Source organism: Brachybacterium ginsengisoli (genome assembly GCF_002407065.1).
GTDB classification, from domain to species: domain Bacteria; phylum Actinomycetota; class Actinomycetes; order Actinomycetales; family Dermabacteraceae; genus Brachybacterium; species Brachybacterium ginsengisoli.
In genome coordinates this window covers 598,702-621,344 of the sequence record NZ_CP023564.1, presented here as the reverse complement: position 1 = coordinate 621,344, position 22,643 = coordinate 598,702, and the positions used below count along the sequence as shown (strand labels likewise).

20 protein-coding genes and 1 pseudogene are annotated in these 22,643 nt (G+C 70.9%); 11 read left to right on the top strand and 10 right to left on the bottom strand.

What is annotated here, in order from left to right:
- The first annotated feature begins 97 nt into the window (after positions 1 to 97).
- Both CFK41_RS02675 and CFK41_RS02670 read left to right on the top strand, forming a co-directional pair.
- A complete protein-coding gene (locus CFK41_RS02675; protein ID WP_096798283.1) occupies positions 98 to 922 on the top strand; it encodes a sugar phosphate isomerase/epimerase family protein in 825 nt (274 codons plus the stop codon).
- Entirely contained in the window at positions 919 to 2,064 is a 1,146-nt protein-coding gene (locus CFK41_RS02670) for a Gfo/Idh/MocA family protein (protein ID WP_096798282.1), read from the top strand. Before CFK41_RS02675 ends, CFK41_RS02670 begins: the two co-directional genes overlap by 4 nt.
- A gap of 441 nt (positions 2,065 to 2,505) precedes the next feature.
- Here the strand turns inward: CFK41_RS02670 and CFK41_RS02665 are convergent, their stop codons facing one another.
- Together CFK41_RS02665 and CFK41_RS18280 are read right to left on the bottom strand one after the other, a co-directional pair.
- Entirely contained in the window at positions 2,506 to 4,506 is a 2,001-nt protein-coding gene (locus CFK41_RS02665) for a hypothetical protein (RefSeq protein WP_096798281.1), read from the bottom strand.
- Positions 4,503 to 5,006, bottom strand: a pseudogene (locus tag CFK41_RS18280) (ATP-binding protein); the annotation flags it as partial. The pseudogene CFK41_RS18280 and the gene CFK41_RS02665, both read right to left, overlap by 4 nt.
- A 572-nt stretch (positions 5,007 to 5,578) precedes the next feature.
- Here CFK41_RS18280 and CFK41_RS02655 point away from each other — a divergent pair.
- From CFK41_RS02655 to CFK41_RS02645, 3 genes are all read left to right on the top strand, one after another.
- Positions 5,579 to 6,763, top strand: coding sequence for an alcohol dehydrogenase catalytic domain-containing protein (locus tag CFK41_RS02655; protein WP_096798279.1), 1,185 nt, complete (start codon positions 5,579 to 5,581; stop codon positions 6,761 to 6,763).
- A gap of 19 nt (positions 6,764 to 6,782) precedes the next feature.
- Positions 6,783 to 7,706, top strand: a complete 924-nt coding sequence (locus tag CFK41_RS02650) for an SDR family oxidoreductase (RefSeq protein WP_151904651.1) — start codon at positions 6,783 to 6,785, stop codon at positions 7,704 to 7,706.
- 118 nt (positions 7,707 to 7,824) lie between these two features.
- On the top strand, positions 7,825 to 8,031 hold the full coding sequence (locus tag CFK41_RS02645) for a hypothetical protein (protein WP_096800901.1): 207 nt from the start codon (positions 7,825 to 7,827) through the stop codon (positions 8,029 to 8,031).
- Between the two features lie 187 nt (positions 8,032 to 8,218).
- Here the strand turns inward: CFK41_RS02645 and CFK41_RS02640 are convergent, their stop codons facing one another.
- The gene (locus CFK41_RS02640) at positions 8,219 to 8,653 is read right to left on the bottom strand and encodes a hypothetical protein (protein ID WP_096798277.1); all 435 of its coding nucleotides are present in this window, start codon (positions 8,651 to 8,653) and stop codon (positions 8,219 to 8,221) included.
- A gap of 116 nt (positions 8,654 to 8,769) precedes the next feature.
- Here CFK41_RS02640 and CFK41_RS02635 point away from each other — a divergent pair, with 116 nt between their 5' ends.
- The 4 genes from CFK41_RS02635 (at position 8,770) to CFK41_RS02615 (ending at position 12,541) form a co-directional block, all read left to right on the top strand.
- Positions 8,770 to 9,321, top strand: coding sequence for a MarR family winged helix-turn-helix transcriptional regulator (locus tag CFK41_RS02635; protein WP_096798276.1), 552 nt, complete (start codon positions 8,770 to 8,772; stop codon positions 9,319 to 9,321).
- Positions 9,318 to 9,698: a nuclear transport factor 2 family protein gene (locus tag CFK41_RS02630; RefSeq protein ID WP_096798275.1), complete on the top strand. Its 381-nt coding sequence runs from the start codon at positions 9,318 to 9,320 to the stop codon at positions 9,696 to 9,698. The genes CFK41_RS02635 and CFK41_RS02630 overlap by 4 nt, the downstream gene beginning before the upstream one ends.
- A gap of 1,019 nt (positions 9,699 to 10,717) precedes the next feature.
- Positions 10,718 to 11,317: a TetR/AcrR family transcriptional regulator gene (locus CFK41_RS02620; protein ID WP_096798273.1), complete on the top strand. Its 600-nt coding sequence runs from the start codon at positions 10,718 to 10,720 to the stop codon at positions 11,315 to 11,317.
- A 204-nt stretch (positions 11,318 to 11,521) separates the two neighbouring features.
- On the top strand, positions 11,522 to 12,541 hold the full coding sequence (locus CFK41_RS02615) for a patatin-like phospholipase family protein (RefSeq protein ID WP_227873180.1): 1,020 nt from the start codon (positions 11,522 to 11,524) through the stop codon (positions 12,539 to 12,541).
- A gap of 135 nt (positions 12,542 to 12,676) precedes the next feature.
- On the opposite strand, the gene CFK41_RS02610 is transcribed toward CFK41_RS02615, so the two are convergent.
- Positions 12,677 to 13,585: an oxidoreductase gene (locus CFK41_RS02610; protein WP_096798271.1), complete on the bottom strand. Its 909-nt coding sequence runs from the start codon at positions 13,583 to 13,585 to the stop codon at positions 12,677 to 12,679.
- Positions 13,586 to 13,644: 59 nt separating this feature from the next.
- Here CFK41_RS02610 and CFK41_RS02605 point away from each other — a divergent pair, with 59 nt between their 5' ends.
- A complete protein-coding gene (locus tag CFK41_RS02605; RefSeq protein WP_096798270.1) occupies positions 13,645 to 14,259 on the top strand; it encodes a TetR/AcrR family transcriptional regulator in 615 nt (204 codons plus the stop codon).
- A gap of 211 nt (positions 14,260 to 14,470) precedes the next feature.
- Here the strand turns inward: CFK41_RS02605 and CFK41_RS02600 are convergent, their stop codons facing one another.
- The 6 genes from CFK41_RS02600 to CFK41_RS02575 form a co-directional block, all read right to left on the bottom strand.
- Entirely contained in the window at positions 14,471 to 16,357 is a 1,887-nt protein-coding gene (locus CFK41_RS02600) for a glycoside hydrolase family protein (RefSeq protein WP_096798269.1), read from the bottom strand.
- Entirely contained in the window at positions 16,354 to 18,153 is a 1,800-nt protein-coding gene (locus CFK41_RS02595) for a glycoside hydrolase family 2 protein (protein ID WP_096798268.1), read from the bottom strand. The genes CFK41_RS02600 and CFK41_RS02595 overlap by 4 nt, the downstream gene beginning before the upstream one ends.
- Before the next feature lie 148 nt (positions 18,154 to 18,301).
- Positions 18,302 to 18,829 (bottom strand): hypothetical protein, encoded by a 528-nt coding sequence (locus CFK41_RS02590; protein WP_096798267.1) that lies wholly within the window; start codon positions 18,827 to 18,829, stop codon positions 18,302 to 18,304.
- Positions 18,829 to 20,181 carry a signal peptidase I gene (locus CFK41_RS18120; RefSeq protein ID WP_227873179.1) on the bottom strand — a complete coding sequence of 451 codons (1,353 nt, stop codon included), beginning with the start codon at positions 20,179 to 20,181 and terminating at the stop codon, positions 18,829 to 18,831. Before CFK41_RS18120 ends, CFK41_RS02590 begins: the two co-directional genes overlap by 1 nt.
- A 5-nt stretch (positions 20,182 to 20,186) precedes the next feature.
- Entirely contained in the window at positions 20,187 to 20,804 is a 618-nt protein-coding gene (locus tag CFK41_RS02580; RefSeq protein ID WP_096798266.1) for a SipW-dependent-type signal peptide-containing protein, read from the bottom strand.
- A gap of 50 nt (positions 20,805 to 20,854) precedes the next feature.
- Entirely contained in the window at positions 20,855 to 21,466 is a 612-nt protein-coding gene (locus CFK41_RS02575; RefSeq protein ID WP_096798265.1) for a SipW-dependent-type signal peptide-containing protein, read from the bottom strand.
- Between the two features lie 403 nt (positions 21,467 to 21,869).
- Between CFK41_RS02575 and CFK41_RS02570 the strand changes: the two genes are divergently transcribed.
- Positions 21,870 to 22,643: a CHRD domain-containing protein gene (locus CFK41_RS02570; protein ID WP_096798264.1), complete on the top strand. Its 774-nt coding sequence runs from the start codon at positions 21,870 to 21,872 to the stop codon at positions 22,641 to 22,643.

Sequence of the window (22,643 nt, the reverse complement as noted above, 5' to 3'; positions counted from 1 at the left end):
GCACCAAAAACCTCCAACTGGTGGGTTTGGTGATAGTGTGACGCCACGCGTCCGCCAGGACGCTGCCCAGACAACGACGTACGAAAGCAGGTTCGACGTGGCACTGCCTCTCGCCTCCGTCCAGCTGTACACGCTGGCCGCGGAGTTCTCCGCCGATATGAACGGCTCCCTCGACAAGCTCGCGAAGATCGGCCTGAAGAACGTCGAGGCCTTCGACTTCGTGCGCCGCCCCGCCGAGATCCGCGCCGCGCTGGACGCCTCCGGCCTCGCCTCCCCCACCGGCCACGCCCCGCTGCTCTCCGACGAGCTGTGGACCCCGGACGGCTCCATCCCCACCCCGGCCAACGAGGTCGTCTTCGAGGCCGCGGCCGAGATCGGCATGACCACGGTCATCGACCCGATGGTGCCCACCGAGCGCTGGATCACCGAGGACGGCGTGAAGGACATCGCCGAGCGCCTCAACACCGCCTCCGAGAAGGCCAAGGAGTTCGGCCTCAAGGTCGGCTACCACAACCACGCCCAGGAGTTCCTCGCGGACTTCGACGGCCAGACCGCCTACCAGCGCTTCCTCTCCCTCGTGGACCCGTCGGTCGCGATCGAGCTGGACCTGTACTGGGCGCTCGTCGGCGGCCAGGACGTCGTGGCGCTCGTCCAGGAGCTCGGCGACCGCCTCGTCGCGATCCACGTCAAGGACGGCATCAAGCCCGAGACCAACCCCTTCGCGCCCGACGCCCCCAAGTTCAGCTCCAAGAGCCTGGACCAGCGTCACGCCGGTGAGGGCGAGGTCCCCACCATCGACGCGATGAAGGCCGCCACCAACGTCCAGTACGCCGTCATCGAGTACGACAACGCCCCCGGCGACGTCTTCGAGGACGTCGAGAACAGCTACCGCTTCCTGATCGACGGAGGCCTCGCCGCATGAGCATCGCCCCCAAGCCCTTCTCCGGGCCCGTCGGCGTCGGCTTCATCGGCGTGGGCGTCATCTCCGACACCTACCTGGAGAACCTGAACTCCTTCCCGGACGTCGAGGTGCTGATCCTGGGCGACATCGACGCCGAGCGCGCCGCCGCCCAGGCGGAGAAGCACGGCGTGCCCGCCCACGGCTCCGCCCAGGACGTCCTGGACCACCCGGACGTGCAGGTCGTCGTGAACCTGACCCTCCCGGCGACCCACGCGGAGATCTCCTCCGCCGCGATCGCCGCGGGCAAGCACGTGTGGACCGAGAAGCCGCTGGGCCTGGACCGCGAGTCCACCGCCGCGCTGCTCAAGCAGGCCGACGAGGCCGGGCTCCGCGTGGGCTGCGCCCCCGACACCGTGCTCGGTGCCGGCGTGCAGACCGCCAAGCGCGCGATCCTCGACGGCCTCATCGGCCGCCCGCTGTTCGCGCAGACCTCCATGCAGTGGCAGGGTCCCGAGGTGTTCCACCCGAACCCCGGCTTCCTGTTCGCCAAGGGCGCCGGCCCGCTGCTCGACATGGGCCCGTACTACTTCACCACCCTGGTGAGCCTGTTCGGCACCGTCGAGAAGGTCGCGGCCGTGGGCCTGAAGGCCCTCGAGGAGCGGACGATCCAGGTGGGCGACAAGGCCGGGACCACGTTCCCCGTCGAGGTCCCCTCCACGATCTCCGTGCTCACCCAGTTCGAGGGTGGCCAGACCGGCACCTCGCTGCTGAGCTTCGACTCTCCCCTGGCCCGCCAGGGCATCGTCGAGATCCACGGCACCGAGGGCTCGCTCGTGGTCCCCGACCCGAACATGTTCGAGGGCCGCATCGCCTACGTGCGCCCCTTCGAGTCCTTCGGCGAGCGCCCGCCGGAGCAGGAGTGGATCGAGGTCACGCAGGAGGGCCCGACCACCGGTCGCGGTCTGGGCCTGCTGGACATGGTCCGCGCGATCCACACCGGTCGCCCGCACATCGCCACCGGCGAGGTGGGCTACCACGTGCTCGACGTGATGCTCTCGGCCGAGGAGTCGGCGGCGAGCGGCGAGTTCGTCACCGTGAACTCGTCCGTCTCCGAGATCCCGGCCGTCGCCGCGGACTTCGACCCGCTGGCCAGCACGCTCTGACCCGCACGAAGGGGCTGGACCGGGAGTTCCCGGTCCAGCCCCTTCCGCGTGCCCGGGGCGGTGGGGCCGAGCGGCGCCGGAGTGACGAACAAGGGCTTATCCGAGCCCCATTCCCCCGGTATGTCACGCTCACGCGGCATAGCCCGCGGGCGACCCGAACCGGACCGGACCAGAGTGACGAACAAGGGCTTATCCGGTCGCTATTCCCCCAGGAAAGTCACCCTCACCCGGCGAAGCCCGTGGGCGGCCCGAGCCGAGCCGGGCCAGAGTGACGAACAAGGGCTTAACCGGGCCCCATTCCCCCAGGTATGTCACCCTCACCCGGCATAGCCCGCGGGCGGCCCGAGCCGAGCCGGGCCAGAGTGACGAACAGGGGCTTAACCGGTCGCTATTCCCCCAGGTATGTCACCCTCACCCGGCGAAGCCCGCGGGACGGCAGGGTCAGGCGGAGCGGGTGTCGTGGACGGTCACGGCGGGCCAGCCGGAGGCCTCGAGGTCACGGATCTGGTCGGGAGTGATGTCAGAGTCGGTGACGATCACCCGCACCTGCTCCACCTCGCAGGCGATCGCGAGGCGACGCATCAGCTGCGGCAGGTCATGCCACGGCGAGAGGGCTTCCATGACGAAACGCGCGACCGACCCCCCGGGGCCCGCCGCGCCGAGGCCTGCGCCGCTGCCCGCCGCGCCGAGGCCCCAGTCGCCACCCACCGCAGACCCCGCCTCCTCGAGCGACGGGACCAGGACCAGCTCGACCGTCTCCCCGGTGGGATCGACCATCGAGGACAGGTAGCGCACCCGCGCCGAGGGGGCGCCCGCCGCGGCGAGCAGCGCGTAGTCGCGAGGCTCGGTCGCGTCGCAGGTCAGCGGGGTGGGCGTGGAGTCGGGGTGGCGGCCGACGGGACCGGCGCCACCGACATCACCGGCACCAGCGGCACCAGCGGCACCAGCGGCACCAGCGGGGTCGACCGGCGGCTCCGCCCCGGCGTCGACCGGCGGGACCGCCGCGGCCCTCACCTGCGGGGTGCCGTCGAAGGCGACGACGCGCGTGAACCGCGCCGGGTGCAGGGTCGGGTCGGTGCGCTGGGCGGGTGCTGTCCAGCGGGCGGCGCGGTCGCGACCGGGCGAGAGGAGCTGGCGGAAGCGGGTGCGGCCCAGCATCCCCTCGAGGTAGACGTTCGCGGCCGCAGGCACGGAGTCGTCGGCGAACTGCACCCGATGGGAGACCTGGTCCCCGCGGACGCTCGAGGTCAGCTCGACGATCTCCAGCGGCATCCCAGCCGGCTCAGCAGATCCGGTATCGCCGCCGTCGGCGCCGTGGGCGAAGCTGCGCAGCAGGGACAGCACCGTGGGCATCGAGCGCTTGGCGACCGAGGCGTGGGCGCCGCCGATGCGGTGCTTGGTCAGGCCCTCCGCGTCGCGGGCGTACTCGACGACGGAGGCGTTGCTGGACTCGTCGGAGTCGGAGTAGAACCAGTCGATGCGGCGGCCCTCGGCGAGGTGGCGGCGCATCAGGATCCCGGGCTGCTCCACCTCCCACAGCGCGCGGTCACGGAAGAGCCCGCCACGCAACACGGGCTTGGCGAGGTAGTAGGGCAGGCTCATCTGCGGCACCACCAGCACCTGGCGGGCGCCGGGCAGGCAGCGGGCGGTCATGGCGGCGATCGAGGCGCCCTTGGAGGCGCCGAACAGCAGCACGTCCTCCTCGGCGATGCCGTGGCGCTGCATGAGTGCGGTGATCGCGGCGGTGATGCGGCCGGTCAGGGGCTGGCCGGCGTTGTCGTGGACCATGTAGGTGCCGGCCACGCCGTAGCGGTCCTGGAAGCAGACCATCAGGGTGTCGGCGAGGTCCTCGTCACCGAGGGCCTTGAGGTAGCTGACGGCGTAGGAGACGCGGGAGTTCGCGGGCGGGAAGCCGGGGAAGGTGACCAGCAGGCGCGTGGGGCTGGTGGTGTTGCCGCGCACGGAGGAGTACAGGCCGTCCTGCCGGCGCACCCCGTACCGCTGGTCGTAGGAGTCCTGCTCCGGCGTGGAGAAGGCTCCGCGACTGATGTCGAGGCGGTACCGCGCGGGCGGGTCGAGGGTGAAGTCCGCCGGATCCGACGAGGTGACCACGATGTTGCGGTACTCCAGCGGCGCCCCCTCCGGCGGGGCCTGGATCCGGTTGCCGTAGACCACCTCGCCCCGCTCGAGCAGCCGGACATCGGCGCCGCGGTGCTTCTTCCAGTTCAGGATCGTCAGGCGCGCGTAGAACTGCCCGGCGGGGAGGGACTCCGAGGCGATGCGCCGCAGCAGCTCGCCGCGGCCGCGCTTCTCGATCGCGCCCGCTGCGGCGGGCCGGTCCTCGACCTGCCGGGCCAGCCCGCGCACCGGCGGGCTGTAGGCGAGGTCGCGCAGAGCGATGCGGACACGCTGCCTGACAGGGCGGGACGCATCTCGTGTCACGACGTGCCCTCCTGGCTCGGGTGATCGCGGGAGGTCGGTGAGTGCGAGCTCGAGGGACCCCCGGGGCGGGCCGACCTTCTGACGCACCGCTCGCGGCAGGAAGCGACCGGTGCCCGGAAGACTATCCACCCAGGGCGTGACGAGCATCGAGGCTCACCGCGGGAGCCACCGACAACCTCATCGAGTTCTCGTACTGCCTCCACATCGCTCGCGATGAGCACCGTCTGCCGACCCAGCATCGCCAGGTGAGTTCCTGCCGATGGCGCCTGCCTCTCTCCACGAGCAGTGCAGGGAGGTCGACAGGTCTTCTCACCCCTGGCCCAGGACGTCGAACGTCGTGGGTGCCGAGGGGTGCGGCTCGTGAGCGTCGATCCCCACCCCTGGGTGGATCGCATGCTCATCTGGCCCTCGTGAGCGAGAACGACGAGCTTCACCATGGACAGTCCCAGCCCCTGACCGGGACTGGGCTGCCTCCTGGTCGTGTCGGTGCGGGAGAACTGGGTGAAGAGATTCGTCTGTTACGCCGCGCTCATGCCGATACCTGTGTCGGAGACGCTCACTTCGACCCGGTGGTGGCTCCCGCGGGCACCGACTGTGACGCCCCCGTGCACTGGAGCGTGCCTCACGGCGGCGGACAGCAGAGCCGTGATCGACCAGGGCATCTGCGCGGCATCCATCGCCACCTCTGGAGTGTCGTCGAGGAGCACGGCCGCATCGAGGTGCTTCTCGGTTGCTTCCTGCAAGATCGACTCGTCCGCGCGGCGCGTTTGCGCCGACGGGTCCCGGGGGACCGGTTCACGCAGACACCCCTGTCCTGTACGGGCTGCGTCGCCAAGAGGTCCTCCACGATGGACAACAGCTGCTCGGCGTCGCGGAAGAACACTGTTCGGTGCTCGACGTCCTCATCCGAGAGGTCTCCGACCGCCCCGACCCGCACCGGAGGCCCGAGACGACCTACCGATCGGTGCTCTCCTGGCCACCACGGAGTACCGACGCTACGTTGTCAGGAGACCGAGAACACTCGGTGAAGCACCGCGCGAACGACGGCGCCTCGATACCAGGAGGACCATCCGTGAAAGCAGTGACATGGCAGAGCACTCATCAGGTGAGCGTCCAGGACGTCCCCGATCCCCAGATCCTCGACGCCGGGGATGCGATCGTCAGAATCACCTCGACGGCGATCTGCGGCTCCGATCTGCATCTCTACGAGGTGCTCGGCCCCTACATGGAGCCGGGAGACGTGCTCGGGCACGAAGCGATGGGAGTCATCGAACAAGTGGGCTCCGGGGTCACCCGCGTACGGCGTGGTGATCGCGTCGTCGTTCCCTTCAACATCTCCTGCGGACACTGCTGGATGTGCACGCAGGGTCTCCAGTCGCAGTGCGAGACCACCCAGGTCACCGAGCACGGGTCGGGCGCATCGCTGTTCGGGTTCTCGAAGCTGTACGGGCAGGTCCCCGGCGGACAGGCCGAGCTGCTGCGGGTCCCCCATGCAGAATACGGGCTGATCGCTGTGGGCAGCGATCTGCCCGACGAGAGGTACCTCTTCCTCAGCGACATCCTGCCCACGGCCTGGCAGGGGGTGAAATACGCCGATGTGCCCGACGGGGGGACGCTGGCCGTCATCGGGCTAGGACCCGTCGGTCAGTTCGCGGCGCGCATCGGGGTGCACCTCGGCAGCCGCGTGTTCGCGATCGACCCCGTCCCCGAGCGCCGGGCGATGGCGGCCCGGCACGGGGTGGAAGTCTTCGACCAGGGCCCCGACGGCGTGAAGACCATTCGAGAGGCTACCGACGGCCGAGGGCCCGATGCGGTCGTCGACGCGGTCGGCATGGAAGCCCATGGCAGCCCGGTCGCCCGCGCCGCGCATCAGGTGGTCGGCCACCTCCCCAAGCCCGTAGGACAGCGAGCGATGGAGACCGTCGGCGTGGACCGCCTCGCCGCGCTGCACACCAGCCTGGATCTGGTCCGCCGCGGCGGGACGGTCTCGCTGAGCGGGGTCTACGGAGGCGTCGCAAGCCCGATGCCGCTGCTGTCGATGTTCGACAAGCAGATCCAGCTGCGCATGGGCCAGTGCAACGTCCGCGCCTGGATCGACGATCTGCTCCCCCTGGTCGAGGACCCTGCTGACCCGTTGGGTGTGACCGACCTGATCACCCATCGTCTGCCGCTCGAGGAGGCGGCCTCTGCCTACGCGATGTTCCAGAAGAAGCACGACGGCTGCATCAAGGTCGTCCTCGATCCCGCCCGTCGCTGAGGACCGACCCCGCCCGCCCATGGACGCCCCTCGAGAGGAAAAACATATGACGACCGACCAGCTGACCTTCCAGAACCCCGTCGACCGCTTCCCGTCGATCTCCCCTCCGAAGCAGGACCAACCCGAGCCCGGACTCGATGCGGACCTCGCCCCGCAGACTGACCGAGGCGAGCATTCCTACCGAGGCACAGGTCGCCTCGCGGGACGACGCGCCCTCATCACCGGCGCTGACTCCGGGATCGGGGCAGCGGTCGCGATCGCCTTCGCCCGCGAAGGCGCAGATGTCGCCCTCTCCTATCTTCCAGCGGAAGAGGAGGACGCGCGATACATCGGTCGTGTCGTCGAGGAGACCGGTCGCAAGGCTGTGCTGCTGCCCGGCGACCTCGCCGATTCCCAGTACTGCGCGAGCCTCCCCGACCGGGCCGCTGAGGCTCTCGGTGGTCTCGATGCCCTGGTCAACAACGCCGGTCGGCAGATCGCGATCGAGCACATCGAGGATCTCGACGACGACCAGTGGTCCTCGACCTTCGACGTGAACATCCGCGCGATCTACCGGATCTCGAAAGCCGCCCTCCGCCATCTGGAGCCGGGGTCGACCATCGTCAACTCGACCTCGATCCAGGCATACGACCCGTCGCCGCATCTGGTGGACTACGCCTCGACGAAAGCCGCGATCAACAACTTCACCAAAGGGCTCGGACAGCAGCTCGCTCCGCGGGGCATCCGCGTGAACGCGGTCGCGCCCGGTCCGATCTGGACGCCGCTGCAGGTTTCCGACGGCCAGCCGAAGGATGCCCTTCCGGATTTCGGCAAGAGCACCCCGCTGGGCCGTGCGGGTCAGCCGACCGAACTCGCACCGGCCTACGTGTTCCTCACCTCGGCTGAGTCGAGCTACGTCATCGGCGAGACCCTCAACGTGAACGGAGGAACCCCGAGCCCCTGATCTGACAATCCGTTGCGCCGCTCTTCGCCATACGGCCGGGCACCGCCACCGAGGAACGAATGAACCGATGCCACGGGCTCCGCTGCCTGCGAAGCCATCAATCACTGGAGGAATCATGATGACCAGCACGCCGATGTACCACCCCGATGACGAAACCCGACCCGTTGCGGAGGACCAGGGCGAGTCCCACAGCACCGCCCAGGGGCCCGACGACCTGGTCGACGAGGAGACCAAGCGCCTGTCCGAGGAAGAGGCGGCTCAGCACGACGACCCCCGCGAGGCGCAGAAGGCCGCCGGGGAAGACGCCGGAGGCTACGCCCACTGAGGCTCTCCGCCTCCTCCACTCCTCTGGTCGGTCCGGCGCACGCCGGGCCGACCAGCCGTGTGCCGAGACCTTTGCAGAGGCATTGTCACGCTGTCGCCGGCCATCTTGGGTTCGCCGTCGCCCACCTCGGTGCAGCGCAACATCGTTGCGCTCCTCTCCCCGACGCAGGGGACTCGGCGATCCTCGATCAGACGATGCTGAGCACCGACGGCGGAGACTCGTGGCGACCCAGCAACGGCAGTGCCTGGGCGATCGAGAACTCGATCTCGTTCGTCGCGAAACGGCGGCCGAGGGCCTGCTCCATCTCCGGCACGATGATCTCCATGACCGCGTCCACCGCTTCGGTCATCTCCGACCCGACCAGCAAGCTCACTCGGGCTGAGAGGGAGGGCCCCTCGGGAGATAGGTCGACCTGGAACCGCGCCTTGGTGACTCCGGGCAGCGCGCGCGCCCGCCTCCTGGCGCGCTGGGCAGTACGCGCCGCGAGCCGAGTCCAGGTGACCTGACCCGCGGCGACCTCATCCGTGACGGGCGATCGCCCCTTCACCACGTGCGAGGACCCGACGGTGGCGAGCGCTGAAGAACTGGCCAGCGGGGGTGCGGCATCCGCGGTGGCGGTCATGGCATCTCCTGGTTCGGCCTGGCTCGACGCCGGGCATTTCGGTAGCTAGACTAACGGTTAGCCAGGCTACGTATTTACGGGACCGACGTCAACAGCGCGACGGGGAGGTTTCATGCATGAGCAACTACTGGTACCGCGAGCAGAGATCCACGACGGCCTCGTCCGTAGAGCTGCTCAACGAGCTCAGGCGATACCGCGAGTCCAATACGCGCATGCGCTCACGGGTCCGCGATGACATGGGCATGGGAGAGAAGGACCTTCTCGCCCTCCGACTGCTCCTGGCGGCCGACGCCGAGGATCGCAGTGTTCGACAGCGCGACCTGGCCTACCAGCTGGGGATCAGTGCGGCATCGGCCAGCGCCCTGGTGGATCGCCTGGTGAACGACGGGTTCGTCCTGCGCACTCCCCATCCGTCGGACCGGCGCTCGATCGCTGTCGTCCCCACCCCTCGAGGCCACCACGAGGTCCGGGAGACCCTGCACTCCATGCATGCGCGGATGTTGGCCGTCGCCGAGGCGATGACCCCCGAGGACCGAGCCGTCGTCACGACCTTCTTCCGCGACCTCAACCATTCGCTGGACGAGCCGCACTCTTCGGAAGAGCCCCTCTCAGCACGTCCCGCGGCGCAACGACGCTGCGGCGCCGCGCAGGAGGAGGAGGCGACATGAGTCTGCCTCCGGTACTGGTCAGGCTGTTCGACGCGGAGAACCGCCGCGATTGGAGCGATCTCGCCGCCCTGCTGCACCCGGACGTCGAGTGGACGGTGGTCCCCAGCCAACGCGGACGGTCCGTCGGCATCGCCGCCTACTTGGAACGCCTCGAGGGCGCGTACAGCGAGAGCGGCGGCACCACTCTCAAGGTCCGTCACGTCATCCGAGGCGGTGACGACCTGACGGCTACCGAGCTGGTCGATCAGGACGGCGGCGTCTCCCTCGAGGTGTTCCAGCTCGAGGACGGTCGCGTGCGGCGCACCTGGGAGTACCTCTTCCATGCGCCGGTCCAGGAGATCTCCGCCGGGGACGAGCTTCCGGCAGCCCCCGGGTGACGCGCCGGGGCGCGACGACATGTGTACCTGCGGGAGGCCGCCGGCACGTCGCGGCCGCTCGCCTGGCGGCGCCTTGGCCGCCTCCCCCCCCCCCGGCGGGTGCCCGTAGTGCCGGGCGGAGAGCAAGGAAGGAGCGTCGCGCATGAGGACGGGGACATCACGTGCGACGCTCTGTGCCGCGGCCTCCGACCCACCGGTCACGCGCCGTCCGGTTCCACCTCTCCTCCCCACGTCGCGTCCAGCGCACGGAGTGCGCTCAACGCTGCTGGGAGGTCGGTGCACGAGTCCAGGCGCACCTCCTGATGGGTCACACCTCGGCGACCGAGCCGAATGACAGCGGTCTCGGACGTGCTCGATCCCGTCAGACGCACACCGAGGACATCCCCGGTGCAATCGCGCCCCACGAGTATCTCCTCGCCCTCCGTGGCGTACGGCTCGCCTGCTCGAAGCTCGAGATCGTGGTCGCGGCATACGTCGAACGAGAGACTGTCGATGGAGAACCACTCCCCTGGCGGCCGCGTACACCCCCTGACCTCGCACTGCGCAGGGAAAGGATCGGATTCGAGTCGACTCCCGTTCAGCATGAACTGCCTCCTGACCTCTGGAGTACCTCGGGTCCATCGGGTGCTCTCGAGACTAGACGCACTCCGCGCACTGCAGCGATCGAGCAACCGGTCGGTCACCTTGACGAGATCCTCGAACCACGCGCACGCCTCACTTCCGTCACGTCGCATGGATCAGGGAGTCGCCCACCCGGGAGACCTGGTGAGGGCTCACGATCCCGACGGCAGGCCGTCATTGTCCCACTGGCTCGGACCGGAACGGGATGCACGCACGGCCGTCCCTCCGGTGCGTGATTCTGAAGCGTGACCACTCTCCTTCCGGAAGATCCCCGGCCTCTCTCGACCGGTGCCCAGACACCGTCCACGGGTCGGCGGGAGCACGAGCAGCAGGGGGTCTGCTCGCGCCCCTCCCCCTCGACCACCACTGCCGCCGCCGAGCCGCCCTCGACATGGTCGATGCTGACGCGGCGAGAGAGGATCCTTCACGGTGCCGCGGAGGTCGTCTCCCGGCACGGGTATCACGGGGCTAGCCTGCGTGCCATCGCCCGCCACGTCGGCATGTCGCATCCGGGAATGCTGCACCACTTCCCCACCAAGCAGTCCCTGATCGACGGGATCGTGGAGCACCTCGAGCGCCAGACCCGTTGCCTGCTGCAGAACGTGGAGCACGTCGGAACCCACCCGGAGGGGTTCGTCCAGGACCTCCGGAACTACTGGATCTCCCACCGCTTCGACCTCGAGCTGCTTGCCCGCCTCGACGCCGAGGCTGTGGACCACCAGGTCCCCCATCGACTCTCACTCGCCCGTCTGCGCCTCGTTCACGAGCATGTCTGGACCACCGCCTTCGTGAATCTCGCTCATCACGGCCACCTCCGGGAGGGGACAGACGTCGACCTCGCGGGCCGCACCCTGTGCGGATTCCTCCTCGCATCGTCCATTCGCGAGCACACCGTCGGGGAGCAGCAACGCGATCATGATCATGACCCGCTCGATGATCTCCGACTGCTCATCGACATGTACGTCCACCCTTCCGGCGGCGCCCGCTCGGGGCCGTGAACCGCCGGATCGGCAGTGATGATCTGTGACGGGCGCCGGGACGCGCACCGTCACCTGCTCCCCTACGCTGAACCCATGGCGCCCTTCGATCGGTCTCGGACCACCCTCGACGCCGGCAGGGAGCCCGCCAGTGACGGGCTCCGCAGTTCGGGCCCCGGCAGGACCAGTGGCGACGCCCGCCCGGCGACCATCAGACCCCACCGCGTGGACCTGGTCCTCGAAGGCGGTGGAGTCAAGGGCATCGCCCTGGCCGGCGCGCTCGAGGTGCTCGAGGAGCGGGGGTACACGGTCAACCGGGTGGCGGGGTCGTCGGCCGGGGCGATCGCGGGGGCGCTGCTCACCGCCGGGATCCCGGCCTCGCAGATGGTGCAGATCCTGCGGGAGACGGACTACCGGCTCTTCGAGGACGGCCCCTGGTGGACCCGCACCCTGCCCGGCAAGGGGCTCAGCATCCTCCTGCACAACGGCATCCATCGCGGCCGTCACCTGCGCGACTGGGTCGCGGAGCAGCTGGCGGAGCACGGGGCGCCGGGCGGCACGGGCACCTTTGCCGATCTGCGATACGAGGACCCGGATCCCGGGATCGAGCTCACCGGTGCGCACGCCCACCGTCTGGTGGTGACGGTCTCGGACCTCTCCGCCGGGCTGCTGCGCTATCTGCCGCTGGATGCCGACGCGCTGGGCACCTCCCCGGATGCGCTGCGGGTGGCGGACGCAGTGCGGGCCTCGACCTCGATCCCGCTGTTCTTCCGCCCGGTGCGCTGGAAGAACGCGCACGGCCTGCCGTCGGTGCTGGTGGACGGGGGCCTGCTCTCCAACTTCCCGGTCTCGGTGTTCGACCGCCCGGACGGCGAGCCGCCGCGCTGGCCCACCTTCGGCCTGAAGCTCTCCGCCAAGCCGGAGGCGGATTTCGGGGTGCGGAACCGGATCCGCGGGCCGCTGAGCTTCGGCAAGGCCGTGGCGGACACCGTCACCGGGTTCTACGACCGGATGCACATCGACGCCGCGCACTCGGTGGCGCGCACGATCTTCATCGACACCGAGGCGGTGCGTCCCACCCAGTTCGACCTCTCGGAGGAGGAGCGGGAGCTGCTCTACCGCAAGGGCCGCAAGGCCGCGACGGACTTCCTCGACGGCGACCACGAGCAGGAGCCCTGGGACTTCGAGGCGTACACGCGGCGGTTCCGCACCGGCTCGGGGACGGAAACGCTCCCGCAGCGCTGATCTCGCCCGACCTCGGCCCGGCAGAGTCACGAACAGGGGTGAATGAGACCTCCATTCACCCCTGTTCGTGACTTCCGTGCCCCGGCGAGGGGCGGTGAGGGGGCGGTGGATCGCCCGACGGGCCGGGCGGCGCGGTCAGGAGCCCGACGGGGCGGGCGCCTCCGCCGTGAGCGGGAAGGTGACCCCGGTCAGCTCCTCGGAGAGCGTCCAGAGCCGGCGCGCCATCTGGGCGTCCCGGGCACGGCGGGAGCGCCCCACCGGCCCGGAGTCGCGGCGCGTGCGCAGGGCCCCGCGCGGGCCGACGAAGCTGTCACCGGGCAGGTCGCCCACGGCCGCCTGCACGGTGGGCAGCGCGCCGCCCACGGTGTCCTGGAGGAACGGGCGCAGGGCCCTCTCCCGGAGCATCTCGCGACCGCGCACCTCCTGGGGACGCATCAGGTCGGTCATGGCCACCCCGGGGTGCGAGGACATCGCGAGCACCGCGGAGCCGGCCGCCGCCAGCCTCCGCTGGAGCTCGGCGGCGAAGAGCAGGTTGGCGAGCTTGGACTGCCCGTAGGCGAGCATGGGACGGTAGGCCCGACGCTCCCAGTTCGGGTCCTCGAGGTCGATGCGGCCGACGCGGTGCCCCATCGACGAGACGGTCACGACCCTCCCCCGCACCCTCGGGAGCAGCAGGTTGGTCAGGGCGAAGTGGCCGAGGTGGTTGGTGCCGAACTGCAGCTCGAAGCCGTCGGCGGTGCGTCCCCGCGGCGGGGTCATCAGCCCGGCGTTGTTGATCAGCAGGTCGATGGGCTCCTGGACCTCGTCGGCGAAGGCCCGCACCGAGGAGAGGTCGGCGAGGTCGAGCCGCCGCACCTCCACATCCCCGGGCATGGTGAGGGCGGCCTGGCGACCCTTGTCGGTGCTGCGCACGGCGAGCAGGACACGTGCGCCGCGCTCGGCCAGAGCACTGGCGGTGACTCGGCCGAGGCCGGTGTTGGCTCCGGTGACGATCGCCGTGGTGCCGGAGAGATCGGGGATGCTCTGCAGGGTGAAGGTGCTCATGCACCCAATGTAGGCAGTGCCTACTGTGTTGTCAACGACTACATGAGTAGTCTGAGGTCATGACCGAGACCCGCACCGCGACGCCCGAGCGACCCTACCACCACGGGAACCTCCGTGATGAGCTGCTCGCCGCTGCGGAGGCGACGCTGCGTGAGCGGGGCCAGGAGCAGCTCTCCCTCCGCGAGCTCGCACGGCAGATCGGCGTGAGCCACGGAGCGCCGCGCCGACACTTCGCCGACCGCCAGGCCCTGCTGGACGCCCTGGCGATCACGGGATTCGGCCGTCTGGACGACGCCCTCCGCGCCGCTCTCGAGGAGACGGGCGAGGACTTCCCGTCCCGGCTGCGCGCCACGGCGGGCGCGTACGTGCGCTTCGCGACCGACAGCGCGGCGCTGCTGGAGCTGATGTTCACCACCAAGCATCGCGATGGGGCGGAGGCGGTGCGCGAGGCGGCCGCTCCCGCGTTCGTCCGGCTCGATGCCCTGATCGTCCAGGGGCAGCGCTCCGGGGAGGTGGCCGCGGGCGACACCGAGCAGGTGAGCATCGTGCTGTTCGCGACGCTCCAGGGCATCGCCACCCTGATCAACGGCGACATGGTCGATCTGTCCCGGCTCGAGGACCTGACGGACCAGGCCACCGAGCAGTTCCTGCGGGGCCAGCGCCCGCTCGGCTGAGTCCGGCCCGTCCGGCCGGAGTCACGAACAGGGGCGAATAGGCGACCTGTTCCACCACTTTTGTGGCGCTCGCACCCCGGCACGCGGGCACTCCCCCACGAGCCCGGCCCCGCCTCCGCCGGAGTCACGAAGACGGGCGAATGGGCGGCCTGATCCCCCATGTTCGCGACCCTCGCGCCCGAGACCCCGACCCGTCGCCTCGCCGCGCCCCTCAGTCCCGGCGGCCGATGGCGACCGGGAACTCCATGACCCGCAGCCGCGCCGTGCCGTAGGGGACGAGCTCGAGGTCGTGCACCGGCCCGTGGTCCATGACCGGGCTCGGCGGCGGGGGCGCGGCCGAGGCGCCGTCGCGGAGCCAATGCGGGACGTCGCAGCCGGTGGCCCGCAGCACCGTGGCCCGCGACAGCGCGAACGGCGCCTCGGGCACGGGGCCGCGCTCCACGGGCCAGGTCCCGGCGTTCTCAAGCTCCGCGAGCGCCCAGTTCCAGCTGGTGCGGGGGTGGATCTCCCATTCGCCGAGGCCCGGGGCGTCCGGCACACTCCGCCAGGTCTCCCCCGGACTCGCGACCATGACCAGCGGCCCCAGGTGCACGGCTGCGGCCTGGCGCTCGCGGCGCACGATCCGCGGGCGCATCGGCAGGGTGAGGAGGAGCGCGGTGGTGCCGGACCAGTCGCGCTCGATCTCGACGTGCCCGTCCCCGCGGTCGAGGATCTCGACCCTCTCGCCGTCGAGGGTGAGGGCGGGCTCGTCGCACCACTGCGGCAGGCGCAGCCGCAACGGGAAGAGGGCGGGCCCGTCGAGGCTGACGGTGAGGCGCACGGACTCCTCGAAGGGGTAGTCGGTCTCGACCTCGATCCGCACCGGCACGGCCCCATCGGCCGACGGGTCCGCCGCACCGCCGCCCGGCACGAGGGCGGTCTCGACCACGGCGGGGGCGTACGCGACGGCGCGCAGCCCGCCGTCCTCGTCGCGCGCCCACAGCGAGGCGGCAAACTTGGGCCAGCCCTGGTGGAGGTTCGCGGTGCAGCATCCGAAGTGGGGTTCGAGGCCGAACACGTTCGCGCCGTCGCTGGAGCAGGACCAGTCCCGCCGGGCGACCGACGCCTCGAGCTGCGTGCCCTGCTGGTGGTACTGGTGGGCGAGCATCCGCGGGTCCGAGGAGGCGGGCAGCAGGTTCATCGCGAGGGACTCCAGGCGGTCGCCCTGCACCCCGTCGCCGAACAGCCGCGAGAGCACCTCCTGGGTGTGCATCATCTCGACCACCAGACAGGTCTCGATCCCGGCGACGGCCTCACGGCCGCCCAGCCACTCGTCGGCCGCGAACCATCCGTGGGCCTGCCCGTGCCAGCGCTCGAGGGCGGCGAAGGCGGCCTCGGTGCGCTCGCGGTGACCGTCCAGGTCGCCGCGCAGGGACGCGGCGGCGGCCGTCTTCAGGCCCATCGCGACGTTCACGCCGTGGGTGCGGTGCTCGAAGACGCGGGCCGGTCCGGTGACCAGATCGCCGGTGAGGTAGGCGTTCCAGTCGAAGGTCTGCTCGAGCACGAGGTCCAGGAGGTCCACGAGCCATGCCTGGTCGATGCGTTCGTGCACCCAGGCGACGGCGAGCGCGAGATCGGCGCCGCGCACCTCGCCCCAGCCGGACAGCGGCCGGCCCGGCAGCTCCTCGCGCAAGTGCTCGCACCAGCGCAGCAGGAAAGGGGCCACGCGGGAGTCCTCGGTCGCCTCGGCGTGCTGGATGAGCACCTTCGCGGCGACCATGCGCGGCCACCAGTCCTCGTCGGCCGCGGGACCGAAGGAGCCGTCCTCGCGCTGCGAGGCGAGCATCCCTTCGATCCAGGGCTCGGCCTGGGCGATCAGCGCCTCATCGCCGAGCACGTGGGCGAGCGGCACCAGGCCGTCGAGGTAGTAGGGTCCGCGCTCCCAGCTCTCGCCGCTCCCGCCCAGCCAGCCGCTGTCCGGGCCCACGTCGGCCCACACCTCGGGGAGGCGACCGGTGATCCCCGCAGCCTGGAGGCGCAGCTGGCGCTCGAGCCAGCCGCGCGGGCGGATCTGCCCGAGCGGCAGCTGCGCGGCGGGGCGGCGCAGCCTGCCGGTCATGCCTGGTCCCGCCCGGTGACCAGGGCGCGGATCACCGCGGCGTCGAGCTTCGGCCGACGATCCGCGGTGGCCAGGCCGTTGGCCTCCTGGAGGGTGTCGGTGAGCTGGGTGTAGCAGTGGCCGGCCAGCACCGGCGAGTCGTTCAGGGCCGCGAACAGTCCGCCCACCTTCTGCTCGAACTCCTCCGGGGAGGAGACGGTGGCGTAGCCCCAGGTGCCCTCGGCGGCGTAGGCGATGCCGCCGAACTCGGTGATCATGACGGGGGCGTCCGGGTTCAGGTGCTGGGCCGCATCGTCGACGGGGCGCCGGCGCTGCGGGCCGCGCCCGGCGATGGTGGCCTCGGCGGCGTCCTCGCTCGCGTAGTTCGCCGCGAGCGCGGCGGCGTCGGTGGTGTAGTCGTGCAGGGCGATGACGTCCCCGCCGGTGAGCTCGTAGCCGTCGTTGGAGATGACGGGGCGGGTGGGGTCCAGCGCCCGGGTCAGGGCGGTGAGGGCGATGGTGAGGTCCTTCTGCGGGGCGGAGTCGGCGAGGTCGCGCACGCCCCAGGACTCGTTGACCGGCACCCAGGTGACCACGCTGGGGTGGGGCCGGCACTGCTCGACGATCTCGGTCCACTCCGAGGTGAGGGCGGCGGCGGCGCGCGGGCTGTAGGCGTAGGCGTTCGCGGTCTCGCCCCAGATCAGCAGGCCCAGGGAGTCCGCCCAGAACAGGAAGCGGGGATCCTCGACCTTCTGGTGTATGCGGGCGGCGGTGAAGCCGAGCTCCTTGATCAGCTCGACCTCCTGCCGGTACGCCTCGAGGGTGGGGGCGGTGAGGTGGGAGGAGGGCCAGTAGCCCTGCTCGAGCACGGAGCGCACGAAGTACGGCTCGCCGTTGAGCAGGAAGTGGCCGCGGTCGATGCCGGTGGTGCGCAGGCCCAGGTAGCTCGCGGCCTCATCGACCACCTCGCCGTCCACGAGCACCTCGAGGGCGACGTCGATCAGGTGGGGGTGCTCGGGGCTCCACAGGAGGCGGTCGCGGTCCTGGGTGTTGCGCACCGCGGGGACGTCCACGACGCCCTGCACGCGGGTGTCGTGCGCGGCGATCTCCACCGCGCCCAGGCGCTCCTCGCCGGCGGTGAGGGTGGCGCGCACGGTGGTCCCGGGCAGAGGCCGACGGGCCAGTCGCAGGGACACCTCGACCCGTGCGCGCGGCATGTCGAACTCCCAGTGGAAGCCGGTGAAGTGCTGGTCGGGGACCTGCTCGAGCCAGACGCTGCGCCAGATCCCGGTGGAGCGGTGGTACCAGATGCCGTGGGGCTCCTCGCGCCAGTCCTGCTTGCCGCGGGGCAGCTCGGGGTCGTGCGGGTCATCGAAGGCACGCACCACCACGACGTGCTCCTCCCCCGGCTCCAGCAGGTCGGTGAGATCGCAGGTGAAGGCCGTCTGCCCGCCCACGTGGTGGCCGGCGAGGCGGCCGTCGACCCACACGTGGGCCTCGTGGTCCACGGCGCCGAGGTGCAGCAGCACGCGTCGGCCAGGCCGGACGGTCGCGGTGATCTCACGGCGGTACCAGACCACGGGATGGAAGCCCGTCTCATGGATGCCGGAGGCCTCGGACTCGGGCACGAAGGGCACGGAGATCGTGCGGTCGAAGACCTCGCCCGCCGCGGCACCCGGCGCGTACCAGCGCTCGGCGAGGCCGCGGTCCGCGTCGTCGTGCGCGAAGGACCAGGGTCCGTCGAGGCTCTCCCAGTCCTCGCGCTGGAGGGTGGGGCGGGGGTGGGTGCCGCCGTGCCGGGTGGCGCTCAGGGTCATCTCTTACAGCTCCGATGGTGTGGTGCGGGCCCTCGGGCCCGGAATTTCAACGTGGGAATGCTCGGGTCAAGCCTGCCACGTCAGGCGCCGCGGCGGTAGGTCCTCGCGAGGGTTGCGCGATGACCGCGCCGGCCCCGCCGCCCCGCGTTCACGGGCATCGCATGCCGACGAGCGGCACCGCCTCCAGGCGCATCGACTGCGAGGTGCCGTTCCACTCCCCGATGAACGGCTGGACCGTGAGCGTGACAGCGTCGAAGTTGCCGGCCGGGCGGCTGTACTCGAAGGTCGTCGCCGTCTGGGTGGTGGTCTGGGTGGTGGACCCGCGCTGCAGCGTGACCCGATAGCTGACCACCCCGCTCGGGGTCCCGGCCGGGCGCTGCCAGGTCACCGTCGCCGAGGTCCACAGCGCGGCCGTGCAGCTGTACGCCTGCACGGGCCCGACCTGCAGTCCGGTGAAGCTGCCGTCCGCCGGCTTGGGGGCCGTCCACATCGCGTCGGTCCACATCCCCTCGGTGGCGCGGCCCAGGGCTCCGGTGCCACCCAGGAGCGTCGCGGCGAGCAGCAGGAGCGCGAGCACCCCGGCCACGGGCCGCGCCCCGTGCCTCCAGCGGGTGGCGGGGCGGTCGTCGTCGGCCGACGGGTGGTGGCGGAGCCGCCGCACCTGCGATGTGGTCATCACCGCTCCCCCCGACCCCGGGCGCGCCGCAGCGCGAGGCCGAGCACGACGGCCAGCAGCCCCGCGCTGAGCAGGGTCACCACCCCGGAGGCACCGGTGCGGGCGAGGCCTTCGCCCCACAGGTCGCCGTTGTGCCGATCATCGCCCTGATGCCCTCCGCCGTTTCCCTCGCCGTCGCCGCCCGGCGCGTCGGGGCCCGGCGCATCGCCGCCCGGCGCATCGCCGCCGGGTGCATCGCCGCCCGGCGCATCGCCGCCGGGTGCATCGCCGCCCGGCGCGTCGGGGCCCGTGGAGATCTCCTCGCCGGCGCCGGAGGCGTGCACGAGCACGTCCCCTTCGGCGTCGGCGGGCACCGCCCCTCCGGAGTCGTCGAGGACCACCTCGATGCGGAGCCACCGCTGCTCGTCGGTGTCCATGGTGGTGAGCAGCCGGGTGGGTTCGACCTCGGCGATGCGGTCCAGGCTCGTCGCGGGCAGCAGCTCGACGGCCCCGCTCGAGCAGTTCTCCGCGATCCACGGCTCGGAGCAGCTGGTCACCGAAACGCGCAGGGCGTCGTCGATCCGGGCCAGCTCCCCCCGCCCGGTGATCCCCAGGCGGATCTCCCCGGGCTCGGGCGCCTCGGCCCAGACGCCTACCTCCCAGGTCACCGCCTGTCCGGGGTGGAGGTTCTGCATCTGCACGGGATCGCCGGTGGTCTGCATGCGCAGGTGCTCACCGGCGATCAGCGTGGACTCGGGATGCTCCATGCCGGGGGCGGCGAGGACCAGGGCCGCGAGCAGGGGCACCCCTGCGGCGTGGGCCACGGAGGTGCCCTCCGGTTCGTCGGACTCCTCCTGCTCACGCGGCCAGAAGGCCCAGATCACGAGCACCGTGGCACCGAGGGTGAGCCCGCCGAGGACGTACGGGTCTCCGAACCACTGGACCACGCGCGCGGCACCGGGGACGGAGACGATCACCTCTCGCACCTCGGTGGCGGTGTAGGGCTCGGGATCGTCGACGTCGTTGGCGTCTCCGCGCATCGCGAAGGTGACCTCGCCCGTGGTGTGGTCCACCTCGTCGATGTCCACGACCCGGTGGGTCACCGGCAGCACGTTCGCGCCACGGGAGACGGTGACGACGTCCCCCTCCTCCATCTCGGTCGCCGGGATCTCGCGCACGAAGGCGATGGAGCCGGCCGTGATCGTGGGGCTCATGGAACCGGTGCGGAACATCATGATCGAGATGTTGAAGACCCAGCTGAGGATCACCAGCGCGATGCACAGCGCCCCCGCGACGGCGAGCACCGTGAGCAGGTGATCCCCCACGACGGCCAGAGGGCGTCGACGGTGGGCGGTGCGCGTGGCGGTCTCCATGGTCCTCATCCCGGGGCGACGGACGTGGCGTCCCAGGTCCAGGTGTAGCCGGCCCGGGTGCCCTGGGCGGAGTTGGGGGTGTTGGCGCGCAGGCGCACCTCGAAGCAGTACTGCAGAGTGCTGCGCTGGGCCGCTTCCAGCCGGCGGACGGTCGGCGAGGTGACGCCGGAGCTCATCGCCTGCCAGCTGGTGGCGCTGCCGAAGGCGTAGGTCGCCGAGGAGGTGAACGCGCCCGCACCGCAGGCGGGCGGGGTGGTGCCGGTGACCGGCTGGATCACCGCCCGGTACTCGAGGGAGTCCGCGATGGCGCCGCTGCCGCTGGTGCGGCCGGTGCCGGTGACGGTCATGTCCCCGGGCACGGTGGTGGTCGGGGTGGTGCGAAGCCGCACCGGGGCGTAGGTGACCGCACCGGGGAACATGGCCCCGGAGGTGAAGGTCATCTGCCGGGTGGCGTTCCAGGTGCCGTCGATGTTGGCCTCGAGCTGGAACTCGCCGGCGCGGAACTCGGCGGTACCGGTCTCGGTGTCGTTCCAGGCGGCCATGGTGACCGAGGCCCCGAGGCCGAAGGCGACGCCTCCGGCGAGCAGGGCCCGGAACTGGCGCCACCGACGGCGCCGCCGCATCGGATCATGCGGAGGGGTCGTCGGCGGCGCGCTCGTGCGCGATCGGCGGGTCACTCGACGGAGGTGGCCGTGAACTCCCAGGTCGCGGAGCCTGTGTCACCCTGCTGGAGGGTCTCTCCGGCGGTGACCTCGAAGCAGAGGACGACCGGGGCTCCGGCGGCGCCCGCCGCCCCGGCCTCGAGGGTGAAGGGGGCCGCGCCGGTGATCGCATCGACGCTGGTGCCGGCGGGGACGATCGGGGTGCCGGTGGCGCCCTCGGTGCACTCGCCCGTCGCGCCCACCTGGGAGATCCCGTAGGTGAGGTCCGGGGCGATGGTGCCCTCCCCCGCAGCTGAGGTCAGCTCGACGGTCGCGCCATAGGTGGTGGCCGCATCGGTGCGCACCACGAAGGGCGCGGCGACCGAGTCGCCGGGGCTGAGGTTCTCGGCGTCGATCTCGAAGGGGAGGACCGCCGCGCCGGCTTCGGAGTTGTGGTCGGCGAAGTCGGTGCCGTCGGTGCTTCCCTCGATGTTGAAGGAGCCGGCGCCGAAGTTGCCGATCGCCCATTCCTCATCGGTCCACGCGGCAAGGGTGACGGCGGCGCCGACGCCGAGCACGAGACCGCCGGCGAGGAGGGCGCGAATCTTCCGGCCGCGCTGAGGAGAGGTGGTGGACGTGGACATGATGATCCCCCGATCGATGTCGCGAGCTGTCAGAGCTCGATATTCAGTGACTTCGACGAGGCTATCGAGGATTCCCGGAAACTACACGGTCGTCATGAACTTCCGTCCGCATTGTCCGTGTCGGGCGATGCAGATCAGAAAAGTGCAGAAAACCGACGAGCGAAGCACTGCAGGAGCGGACCGGCGAGACCCCCTGGTCATCGTGACCTCGTGACGAGGATTCCTCCCCCGCACCACGGGGCCGCCCGGCTCTGCTCCCTGCCTGGCGATGACCGCCGATCCCGCCCGACGGAAGAGTGCGAACATTCGTCCCCATCCGTTCGCCCGCGGGCTCCGAACAGTGATCGAGAGGTGTCGTCCTCGACGGCTCACCGCCGCCCGTCACCTCGTCGAAGGAGTCACGATGCGCACGATGACGAAGCGACTGCTCCCTCTGCTCGCGGCGACCGCCGCAGTGGGCATGCTCAGCGCCCCCGCCGCCCTCGCCGAGGGCCATGGCGGAGACCACGGATCGACCACGCTCGAAGCCCACCTCACCGAGCTGAACCAGTCCGGCGCCTCCGGCACCGCCTGGGTCACGCTCGAGGGCAACGAGGTGACGGTGAAGATGGAGAACACGGGCCTGCTGGCCGATTCCCCCCATGCCCAGCACATCCACGTGGGCGGCACGAACTCCTGCCCTGACCCGGATGCCAAGGGCAACGGCGAGAACGGTGCCCTGCAGGTCTCCGACGCCCACCACGCCTACGGCGACATCGTCGCCTCGCTGACCACCGAGGGCGACACCAGCCCGGACAGCGGACTGGCCGTGGAACGCTTCCCCGTCGGTGACGCGCCCTACGAGCGCACCTTCGAGGTCAGCGACCAGGTCGCCGCCGACATCGCCGCCGGCAAGGGCGTGATCGTGGTGCACGGTGTGGACCACAACGGCAGCGGCGCCTACGACGGCGACGTGAAGTCGGATCTCGATCCGAGCCTGCCCTCCGAGGCCACCGATCCCGCCGCCTGCGGCGAGCTCGAGGTCGCTCAGATGCAGGAGTGGCCTGACGGTGGCGCCGCCACCGGTGGCGGCTCGACCGCAGGCATCGAGAACGTCGGAGCCCTGGCCGCCGGCGGAGGCCTGCTGACCGCCGCGGCCGCCGGAGCCTTCGCGCTCCGTCGCCGTACCCAGCGGTGA

Excerpts from the sequence above, each read along its gene's own strand:
- CFK41_RS02670 (WP_096798282.1), top strand. The coding sequence starts at position 919 with ATGAGCATCGCCCCCAAGCCCTTCTCCGGGCCCGTCGGCGTCGGCTTC.
- CFK41_RS02650 (WP_151904651.1), top strand. The coding sequence starts at position 6,783 with ATGGACGCCCCTCGAGAGGAAAAACATATGACGACCGACCAGCTGACC.
- CFK41_RS02645 (WP_096800901.1), top strand. The coding sequence starts at position 7,825 with ATGACCAGCACGCCGATGTACCACCCCGATGACGAAACCCGACCCGTT.
- CFK41_RS02640 (WP_096798277.1), bottom strand. The coding sequence starts at position 8,653 with ATGACCGCCACCGCGGATGCCGCACCCCCGCTGGCCAGTTCTTCAGCG.
- CFK41_RS02635 (WP_096798276.1), top strand. The coding sequence starts at position 8,770 with ATGAGCAACTACTGGTACCGCGAGCAGAGATCCACGACGGCCTCGTCC.
- CFK41_RS02630 (WP_096798275.1), top strand. The coding sequence starts at position 9,318 with ATGAGTCTGCCTCCGGTACTGGTCAGGCTGTTCGACGCGGAGAACCGC.
- CFK41_RS02620 (WP_096798273.1), top strand. The coding sequence starts at position 10,718 with ATGCTGACGCGGCGAGAGAGGATCCTTCACGGTGCCGCGGAGGTCGTC.
- CFK41_RS02610 (WP_096798271.1), bottom strand. The coding sequence starts at position 13,585 with ATGAGCACCTTCACCCTGCAGAGCATCCCCGATCTCTCCGGCACCACG.
- CFK41_RS02605 (WP_096798270.1), top strand. The coding sequence starts at position 13,645 with ATGACCGAGACCCGCACCGCGACGCCCGAGCGACCCTACCACCACGGG.
- CFK41_RS02600 (WP_096798269.1), bottom strand. The coding sequence starts at position 16,357 with ATGACCGGCAGGCTGCGCCGCCCCGCCGCGCAGCTGCCGCTCGGGCAG.
- CFK41_RS02595 (WP_096798268.1), bottom strand. The coding sequence starts at position 18,153 with ATGACCCTGAGCGCCACCCGGCACGGCGGCACCCACCCCCGCCCCACC.
- CFK41_RS02590 (WP_096798267.1), bottom strand. The coding sequence starts at position 18,829 with ATGACCACATCGCAGGTGCGGCGGCTCCGCCACCACCCGTCGGCCGAC.
- CFK41_RS18120 (WP_227873179.1), bottom strand. The coding sequence starts at position 20,181 with ATGGAGACCGCCACGCGCACCGCCCACCGTCGACGCCCTCTGGCCGTC.
- CFK41_RS02580 (WP_096798266.1), bottom strand. The coding sequence starts at position 20,804 with ATGCGGCGGCGCCGTCGGTGGCGCCAGTTCCGGGCCCTGCTCGCCGGA.
- CFK41_RS02575 (WP_096798265.1), bottom strand. The coding sequence starts at position 21,466 with ATGTCCACGTCCACCACCTCTCCTCAGCGCGGCCGGAAGATTCGCGCC.
- CFK41_RS02570 (WP_096798264.1), top strand. The coding sequence starts at position 21,870 with ATGCGCACGATGACGAAGCGACTGCTCCCTCTGCTCGCGGCGACCGCC.